Annotated in this window: 8 protein-coding genes (1 of these 8 running past the window's edge); 2 read left to right on the top strand and 6 right to left on the bottom strand. The window is 72.1% G+C overall.

Annotated features, from left to right (window positions below; genetic code table 11):
- On the top strand, nucleotides 1-755 hold the 3' portion of the coding sequence (locus RKD23_RS22890; protein WP_424858314.1) for an RDD family protein. Its footprint begins 244 nt before the window's first position; only the last 755 of its 999 coding nucleotides appear in the window; its start codon lies beyond the left edge, outside the window; it ends in the stop codon at nucleotides 753-755.
- A gap of 201 nt (nucleotides 756-956) precedes the next feature.
- Here the strand turns inward: RKD23_RS22890 and RKD23_RS22885 are convergent, their stop codons facing one another.
- Complete coding sequence (locus RKD23_RS22885; RefSeq protein ID WP_424855361.1) at nucleotides 957-1,571, bottom strand: hypothetical protein; 615 nt, start codon at nucleotides 1,569-1,571, stop codon at nucleotides 957-959.
- A 202-nt stretch (nucleotides 1,572-1,773) separates the two neighbouring features.
- Complete coding sequence (gene ahcY, locus RKD23_RS22880; protein WP_424855360.1) at nucleotides 1,774-3,231, bottom strand: adenosylhomocysteinase; 1,458 nt, start codon at nucleotides 3,229-3,231, stop codon at nucleotides 1,774-1,776.
- 319 nt (nucleotides 3,232-3,550) lie between these two features.
- On the opposite strand from ahcY, the gene lepB reads away from it, so the two are divergent.
- Nucleotides 3,551-4,252 (top strand): signal peptidase I, encoded by a 702-nt coding sequence (gene lepB / locus RKD23_RS22875; protein ID WP_424855359.1) that lies wholly within the window; start codon nucleotides 3,551-3,553, stop codon nucleotides 4,250-4,252.
- 455 nt (nucleotides 4,253-4,707) lie between these two features.
- Here lepB and RKD23_RS22870 read toward each other — a convergent pair whose 3' ends face one another.
- The 4 genes from RKD23_RS22870 to RKD23_RS22855 form a co-directional block, all read right to left on the bottom strand.
- Complete coding sequence (locus tag RKD23_RS22870; protein ID WP_424855358.1) at nucleotides 4,708-5,685, bottom strand: cation diffusion facilitator family transporter; 978 nt, start codon at nucleotides 5,683-5,685, stop codon at nucleotides 4,708-4,710.
- Nucleotides 5,686-5,838: 153 nt separating this feature from the next.
- Nucleotides 5,839-6,990 carry a mannose-6-phosphate isomerase, class I gene (manA, locus tag RKD23_RS22865; RefSeq protein WP_424855357.1) on the bottom strand — a complete coding sequence of 384 codons (1,152 nt, stop codon included), beginning with the start codon at nucleotides 6,988-6,990 and terminating at the stop codon, nucleotides 5,839-5,841.
- 93 nt (nucleotides 6,991-7,083) lie between these two features.
- Entirely contained in the window at nucleotides 7,084-8,214 is a 1,131-nt protein-coding gene (locus tag RKD23_RS22860) for an SIS domain-containing protein (RefSeq protein WP_424855356.1), read from the bottom strand.
- 92 nt (nucleotides 8,215-8,306) lie between these two features.
- On the bottom strand, nucleotides 8,307-8,477 hold the full coding sequence (locus RKD23_RS22855; protein WP_079057723.1) for a Trm112 family protein: 171 nt from the start codon (nucleotides 8,475-8,477) through the stop codon (nucleotides 8,307-8,309).
- Nucleotides 8,478-8,596: the final 119 nt, after the last annotated feature.

The raw sequence follows: 8,596 nt of genomic DNA, 5'->3' as shown, positions 1-8,596 counted from the left end.
GTTCGCTCGGGAAGATGGCGTGTGGTCTGCGGGTGGTGCGGGACGACGGCGGGCCGATCCGGTTCCGGCACGCGCTGGTGCGCGGGGCCGTGGGCGTGGTCGAGATCCTCATGACGTTCGGGGTCGTCGCCTGTATCGCCTCGCTCGTGTCGGCGCGGGGTCGGCGGCTCGGCGACGTCTTCGCGGGGACGCTGGTGGTGCGGGAGCGGGTGCCTGCGGCGCGCACCGGGTTCGTGCCGCCGCCTCCGCCCTGGATGTCGGGCCGGTTCTCGGGGCTCGATCTGTCCGCGGTTCCCGATGGGCTGTGGCTCGCCGTACGTCAGTACCTGACGCGGATGCAGCAGCTGGACCCGCAGGTGGGCGCGACGATGGCGGGTCGGCTCGCCGCGGATCTCGCGGCGCGTACGGGGGCGCCGGTGCCGCAGGGGGTTCCGCCGGCCGCTTTTCTGGCTGCGGTGCTCCAGGAGCGGCAGGCTCGGGAGGCTCAGCGTGCCTTCGGGCAGGGCGGGGCTGCCGGTGGGCAGGTGCCCGGCGGTGCGGGGGCGGCCGCCGAGGTGCCGTATGGGGTGGCGCCTGTGCCGTCGGGGGGTGCGGGGGCCCACGAGGCTTCCGTGGTGTTGGAAAAGGGGGCGGGGGTGTACGGGTCTCCGTCCGCGCCGCCTCTCCCGACGGCGCCCGGTGCTGAGCAGGGGGCCGCTGTCCGGGACGACGTGTCGGGTGACCGGCCGGCTGGGGGGTTCGCGCCTCCGGCGTGATCCTCCGCCGGACGGTTGGATGCCGTCGAGGGGATGCCATCGCGGGGTGGACGCGGTCGGCTGTCTGCCGATGGAAAGCCGGAGATCCGGTCCGTCCCCGATGATCGGGCCCGCGCCCCGCCGTCGTCCGTCGTCTGTCTGCCTCGTCCGTCGGTCAGGCCCGTCTGTCTGCCCGTCGGCCCCTCATCCGTCAAAGCCCGATCAGTCGAACTGCGACGGTGGCGTCTCGAGGTCCTCCAGCTCGATGCCGGGGGCCGCCAGCACCACGTCCCCGGCGATGTGAACGGTGTGCTGTTCGCCCGTGTCCAGGGCTGTGACCTGGTATTCGTCCACGGTCAGGGGGGCGTTGTCAGTGGCGTGTGTTTCTCTGTTCACCAGGGCCCAGGACTGGTCCACGGTGCGGGGGGCGAGGACCGGGTCCGTGAAGGCGACCATGCGTACGCGGGTCGCTTGTCCGGAGGGGGTGAGGCGCAGGAGACGGGCCGTGGCGACGAGGAACGCGGGGGACGTGCCGGTGAAGGCGTGGGCGCGCACATTGCCTTCCGTGGCATGGGTGCCGGTGGGGTCCGTGCGGACCCAGGTGACGCCGTCGAGGGCGGCGCCGCGCACCTGCCAGCCTCCTGCGTGGAGTTCCATGCGGATGGGGCGGCCGAGTTCGTCGAGGGCGAGGTCGACGGAGCCGTGGGGGTCTCCCGACGGAGTGGTCAGCTGGGAGACGTAGCGCCAGCCGGAGGGGCCGGGCGCGCAGTGGAAGTGCTCGAGTGCGAGGGGGGTGTGATCGTGCGGATCGTGGAGCGAATAACGGCCGCGGGGCATGGGGGTCCTGGGTTCTGACGGGCTCGGGGTCGGCCGCCTCGCCGAGGCGGCCGGTCCGGGGAAAGGGGCAGGCCCCCGGCACGGGGGTGCGGGGGCCTGCCTCTGAGGTCGGACCTGGCGCCGGGGTGCGTGACAGTGCACGGACGCGCACGCGGCGGGCCGGGTTGCCCGACTCGGCAGTCGCGAGTCCGGCAGCGGCGACTCAGTAGCGGTAGTGGTCCGACTTGAACGGGCCGTCGACCTCGACGCCGATGTACGCGGCCTGCTCCGGGCGCAGCTTGGTGAGCTTGACGCCGAGCGCGTCCAGGTGGAGGCGGGCGACCTTCTCGTCCAGGTGCTTGGGCAGGGTGTAGACGCCGATCGGGTACTCGGCCTGCTTGGTGAACAGCTCGATCTGGGCCAGGGTCTGGTCCGCGAAGGAGTTGGACATCACGAAGGACGGGTGGCCGGTGGCGTTGCCCAGGTTCAGCAGGCGGCCCTCGGAGAGGACGATGATCTTCTTGCCGTCCGGGAAGGTCCAGGTGTGGACCTGCGGCTTGATCTCGTCCTTGACGATGCCGGGGACCTTGGCGAGGCCGGCCATGTCGATCTCGTTGTCGAAGTGGCCGATGTTGCCGACGATGGCCTGGTGCTTCATCTTGGCCATGTCCGAGGCCATGATGATGTCCTTGTTGCCGGTCGTGGTGATGAAGATGTCGGCCTTGTCGATGACCTCGTCGAGGGTCGTGACCTGGTAGCCGTCCATCGCCGCCTGCAGGGCGCAGATCGGGTCGATCTCGGTGATGATCACGCGGGCGCCCTGGCCGCGCAGGGACTCGGCGCAGCCCTTGCCGACGTCGCCGTAGCCGCAGACAACGGCGGTCTTGCCGCCGATCAGGGTGTCGGTGGCGCGGTTGATGCCGTCGACCAGGGAGTGGCGGCAGCCGTACTTGTTGTCGAACTTCGACTTGGTGACGGCGTCGTTGACGTTGATCGCCGGGAACAGCAGGACGCCGTCGCGCTGCATCTCGTACAGGCGGTGGACGCCGGTCGTGGTCTCCTCGGTCACGCCACGGATCTCCGAGGCGAGCTGGGTCCACTTCTGGGAGCCGTCGGTGATGGTGCGGTTCAGGAGCTCGAGGATGACCCGGTGCTCCTCGTTCTCGGCGGTGTCGACGGAGGGGACCTTGCCGTCCTTCTCGTACTCGACGCCCTTGTGGACGAGGAGGGTGGCGTCGCCGCCGTCGTCCAGGATCATGTTCGGGCCGCCGGTGGGGGTGTTCGGCCAGGTCAGCGCCTGCTCCGTGCACCACCAGTACTCCTCCAGGGTCTCGCCCTTCCAGGCGAAGACCGGGACGCCCTGGGGGTTGTCCGGGGTGCCGTTCGGGCCGACGGCGATGGCGGCGGCCGCGTGGTCCTGGGTGGAGAAGATGTTGCAGGAAGCCCAGCGGACCTGCGCGCCGAGGGCGACCAGGGTCTCGATCAGGACGGCGGTCTGCACGGTCATGTGCAGGGAGCCGGTGACGCGGGCGCCCTTGAGGGGCTGCGCCTCGGCGTACTCCTTGCGGATCGCCATCAGGCCGGGCATCTCGTGCTCGGCGAGGGTGATCTCCTTGCGGCCGAACTCGGCCAGGGAGAGGTCGGCGACCTTGAAGTCCTGTCGGTTGTCGACAGTCGTCATTACGAGCTGCTCCTCGGGGTTGGGGCGAGGTCTGGGTACGGCTGGTCTGCGCGGCGGCGGACACAGGGGTGCCCGAAAGAGGACACAGGCATGCCCGCGTACGCGCAGCGCAGTCCGTCGGAGGCCCTCTCTCCCTCGGTCGGTCCACTTCGGACCGCCCGACCGCCATCAGCAGCGACGTCTGGCTCCACTCCAAGCTACACCGCTGGGCCCTGCCGTCCCCAGTCCGCCTGCGAACACATCTGGCCGATCATGCGGGTTGGGTGGCCGGGCGTTACTGTCGGCGACCGTACGGCGGGTGTGGAGGAGGGGCGGGGTCATGGTGTTGGCGCGTCGGCTGTCGGTGGCCGGGTGGGTGTCGGTCGCGGTGGGTCTGTTGGTGGTGGTCGGCAGCCTGGGGTGGTGGTGGGCCGGTCACGACAGAGTCGAGGTGGGCGGCGACGCCATGCGGCCGACCTACGCCGCCGGGGACCGGGTGGTCGTCGACACGGCTGTCGACGGGGCCGAGGTCGGGCGGGGCGATGTCGTGCTCTTCTCGGCGCCGGAGGTCCAGGGCTTCACGGACCCCGTCATCAAGCGGGTCGTCGGTGTGGGGGGCGATCGCATCGAGTGCTGCACCGAGGCCGGGGCCGGGGCCGAGCAGAGGTTGCTGGTCAACGGGGAGCCGCTGGATGAGCCGTACGTGGCGGACGGGGTCGTGGACGGGAGGGTTCCGGGCGGGGCGAACGAGGAGTACGTCGTCGAGGTGCCCGAAGGGCGACTGTTCGTCCTCGGCGACTATCGGAGCAACTCCAACGACTCGCGGTCCTACGGCGGTGACCAGGGCGGGACGATTCCTCTGGACGCCGTGCAGGGACGTGTGGTGGCCGGCACGACCGCTGCACTCCCCTTGATCGTGGCCGCACTGATCGGACTGGTCGTCGCCCTGGCGGGCCTGGTCCTCGTCCTGGGCGCGAAGCGGATGCGCCGGCTCTGTGACCTGCCGAACGCGCCTTGGCCTGCGGGGCCGCTCGGGGTGTGAGGGGCAGCGGGGCCCTCCGGGGCCCACCCATCTCGAGCCGCGGGCCCCTTCAGCAGCAGGCAGCGGCCTGCCCGCTGAACGCTGCGGCCGAGCAAGTGCCGTCCTCCACCCGGGCCGCCCTGAACGCCTGGGACGCCTGGGACGCGCGGGCCACCCTGAACGCCTGGGCCGCCCTCAAGGCCTGGGACGCCTGGGATCGCAGGACGCCCCCAGTGGACGAGGCCGCCCGAGAAGAGCCGCGGGCCCGCCCGAGGGACCTGAAAACAGCGCGCCCCGGACAAGCCACCTTGGCCGCGGGCCCGTATGCCGTGCCCATGACGCCAGGGTCCGCCGACACAGGCAATCAGCGCCCCCACCGTCCCCCGCTCACCCCCAGCCCAGAACAACACGCCAGGCCCGCCAAAAGAGCTGAGCGGGCCTGGCGTACGAGCCGGAAAGGGCCGGAAGCCCCCAGGTCAGTGGTCCAAGGTCGGAGTAGGGCCGCCCGGGGTGGCCTCGCGGTCGGGGCCCTTGGCTGCTTCCGCGTCGCTGTAGATGTCGGGCTCGAGGTAGATGACGCGGGCGATGGGGACAGCGGTGCGGATGCGGGCCTCGGCGGCGTCGATGGCCGTGGCGATCTCGGTGGCGGTGTCGTCGTGACGGACGGCGATCTTCGCGGCGACCAGGAGTTCCTCGGGGCCGAGGTGGAGGGTGCGCATGTGGATGATGCCGGTGACGGTGTCGCCGTCGACGACGGCGGCCTCGATCTTCCTGACCTCCTCGACGCCGGCGGCCTCGCCGAGCAGCAGCGACTTGGTCTCGACGGCGAGGACGAGGGCGATGAGGATCAGCAGGGCGCCGATGCAGAGGGTGCCGATGCCGTCCCAGACGCCGTCGCCGGTGGCGAGGGCGAGGCCGACGCCGCCGAGCGCGAGGGCGAGGCCGACGAGCGCGCCGAAGTCCTCCAGCAGGACGACCGGCAGCTCAGGGGCCTTGGCGCGGCGGACGAACTCCTTCCAGGACTGCGTGCCGCGAAGGGTGTTCGACTCCTTGATGGCGGTGCGGAAGGAGAAGCCCTCTGCGATGATCGCGAAGACGAGGACGCCGACGGGCCAGTACCAGTGGTCGATCTCGTGCGGGTGCTTGACCTTCTCGTAGCCCTCGTAGAGGGCGAACATGCCGCCGACCGAGAACAGCACGATGGAGACGAGGAAGGCGTAGATGTAGCGCTCGCGGCCGTAGCCGAAGGGGTGCTGCGGGGTCGCCTCGCGCTGGGCCTTCTTGCCGCCGACCAGGAGCAGGGCCTGGTTGCCGGAGTCGGCGAGCGAGTGGACGCCCTCGGCGAGCATCGAGGACGAGCCGCTGAAGGCGAACGCCACGAACTTCGATGCCGCGATCGCGAGGTTGGCGCCGAGTGCCGCCACGATCGCCTTGGTACCGCCTGACGCGCTCATGAGTTCGCGTGTTCCCTTCATGCCCAGTCGTACGCGGTCGTACGAGGTCGTACGCCGCCCGGGCCTCGCCCACGGCTTTGCCCGTCCTTTGCCGGTGGGTCATTGTTGCAGCCCGGCCGGGGACGGATGCGTAGGGCCGTCGATGACGTCCGATCAGGCGACGACGGTGGCCCGGAAGAGCGTGCCCGTACCGGACACTTCGGCCGTTTCGCCCGCGGGGACGAAGACGGAGGCGCCGGGGGTCAGTTCGTGCTCGCCCGCGCGGATCGTGCCGGCCGTGCAGAGCAGGATCTGCGGGGTGGCGCGGGTGAGGTCGTGCGAGGCGCCGCCGGGCGGGAGGACGTAGCGGGAGAGCCGGAACTCGTCGATCGGGGTCTCGTAGACCTCCTCGCCGTCCGGGGCGGCCTCCGGGCGCAGCACTCCCGGCTCGGCGGCCTCGAAGCGGACCACGCGCAGGAGTTCGGGGACGTCGACGTGTTTCGGGGTGAGGCCGCAGCGCAGGACGTTGTCGGAGTTGGCCATGATCTCGACGCCGAGGCCGCTGAGATAGGCGTGCGGGATGCCGGCGCCGAGGTAGAGGGCCTCGCCGGGCTGCAGGCGGACGTGGTTGAGCAGCATCGCGGCGATGACGCCCGGGTCGCCCGGGTAGTGGTGGGCGAGTTCGGCATAGGGCGCGTAGTCGCCGCCGAGGCGGGCACAGGCGGCGGAGGCCTCGGCGGCGGTGTGGGCCATGTCCTCGGGGTCGGCGCTCAGCACGGCCGTGAGCATCTCGCGCAGGGCGGCGTCCTCGGGGTGGGCGTGCAGCAGGTCGACGTACGGCTTGAGGGAGTCGACGCCGAGGCCGTCGAGCAGTTCGGCGGAGCGCACCGGGTCGCGGAAGCCGCACAGGCCGTCGAACTCGGTGAGGGCGCAGATCAGTTCGGGCTTGTGGTTGGGGTCCTTGTAGTTGCGGTGCGGGGCGTCGACGGGGACGCCGCGGCGCTCTTCCTCGGCGTAGCCCTCCCTGGCCTGTTCCAGGTCGGGGTGGACCTGGAGGGAGAGCGGGGCGCCCGCGGCGAGGATCTTGAACAGGAACGGCAGTCGCGGACCGAACTTGGCGACCGTCGCCCCGCCCAGCTCGCGTGCCGGGTCGGCGGCGATGACCTCGACGAGCGTGCCGCGTGCCGTGCGCGAGGGCGCGCCGGGGTGGGCGCCCATCCACAGCTCCGCCTGCGGCTCACCGGTCGGCTCGATGCCGAGGAGGCCGGGGATCGCGGTGGTGGAGCCCCAGGCGTAGGGGCGGACGGTGTTGTCGAGGCGGTCCATGCGCTGTCTGCTGCTCTCTCTTCGTACGACTCGTACGACGGCCGTGACGCGGAAGGGGGCTTCGCGTACGACGGTCAGGGCGTCCTGGTTACATCAGGCTCCCGAGGCGAGCGCCAGGTAAACGGCGGCGAAATCGGTGATGGCGATCAGTTCCGCGAGGGTGACGAGTTCGTCGCCGGGCTCCGGTTCGAGTTCGCTGATCGGCGTGTCGTGGCTGAGGGCCACCTCGCGGGCGGCGGGTGCGGCGGTGAGGCCGCCGATGGGACGGTCGCGCAGCAGCACCACGCGCGCGTGCAGGGCGGGGGGTTCCTCGACGCGGTCGCGGAAGAAGTCCTCCGGGTCGGCGCTGGCGGCGAGCGGGCCGGCCAGCAGGGCGCTGTGCGAGGAGAGCGCCTCGGGCAGTTCGGCGACCAGCGCGGGGCGGCCGGAGAGCTCGGCGAGGGCGGCGGCGAAGCGGCGGCCGGCCGGTCCGGCGGAGGTGCCCTCGGTCCAGATCACCGGCAGCGCGTCGGCGAGTTCGGCGGCGAGGGTCTTGGCGGGGTTGCTGTACGTCGCGATGGCGGGGCCACAGCGTTCGGCGACCTGGTCGAGGCGGTCGGCGACCTTCTCCAGGGCGTCGGCGGACGCGGCGACCAGGCCGACGCGGTCCAGCAGGGCGAGCAGCGGGGTGAGCAGGGCCCACAGGACGCCGGGGGCGGAGGCGGTGGGGGCTTGCTCCTCCTGCTCGTACGGGGCGGTCGCCATGGGCAGGAACAGGCCGTGCGTCTGCGCCACGGCGTCGCTGAGCGGCGTACCGGCGGGGGCGACGGCGGCGACCGTGCAGCCACGGCGGTAGGCCTGCTCGGCGAGCAGGGACAGACCCGGCTCGGTGCCGTCGGGGGTGGTGATCAGCAGCAGGTCGACGGAGCCGGTCCAGCCGGGCAGCTCCCAGCGCAGGGCGCCGGCCGCGGGGGCGACGCCGGTGGGGGCCAGTCGGGTGACGGGACTGCCGGGGCCCGCCAGGGTGCCGAGGAGGTCGGCGACGCAGATCGCGGCGGCGCCGGGGCCGGCGATGAGGACGGCGCGCGGGCGGCCGTCGGGCTTGAGGCCGCCGACACCGGCCTCGGCCGCTTGCCGGGTGGCGGTGCGGACGCGGGCGCCGGCTTCGGCGGCACCGCGCAGCAGGGCGCGCTGGTCGGCCTCCGCGAGGGCATCCGGGGTGTCGAGCAGCGATTCGTCGAGCATGGGCGGCAGCCTCCGGTCGCCAAAGTCGGTGCGGGGCGCTTGCGCGGGCCTGTGCGGGAGCCGAGTGGGGCGTACGAGGGTGACGTGCGGGGTTACGCCGGGCGGCGGGCCTCGTCCACGAGGAGGACGGGGATGCCGTCGCGCACCGGGTACGCCAGGCCGCAGTCCTGGCCGGTGCAGATCAGCTCGGTGTCCTGCTCCTTGAGGGGAGAGTGGCAGGCCGGGCAGGCGAGGATCTCCAGGAGGCCGGCTTCGAGCGGCATGGGACGTCCCTTCGGGTATGCGTATGTGCCTGGTCAGCGTACCGCCGGAGGGCAGGCCGTGCGGGCGTTGACAGGTGCGGGTGGGTCCGGCCGCAGGTGGCAGGGGTTTCGTCCCCTGG

The sequence above is a fragment of the Streptomyces sp. SAI-170 genome (assembly GCF_049739565.1).
Lineage (GTDB): Bacteria > Actinomycetota > Actinomycetes > Streptomycetales > Streptomycetaceae > Streptomyces.
The sequence above is the reverse complement of the archived record's forward strand: the minus strand, read 5'-3'. Positions and strand labels throughout refer to the sequence as shown.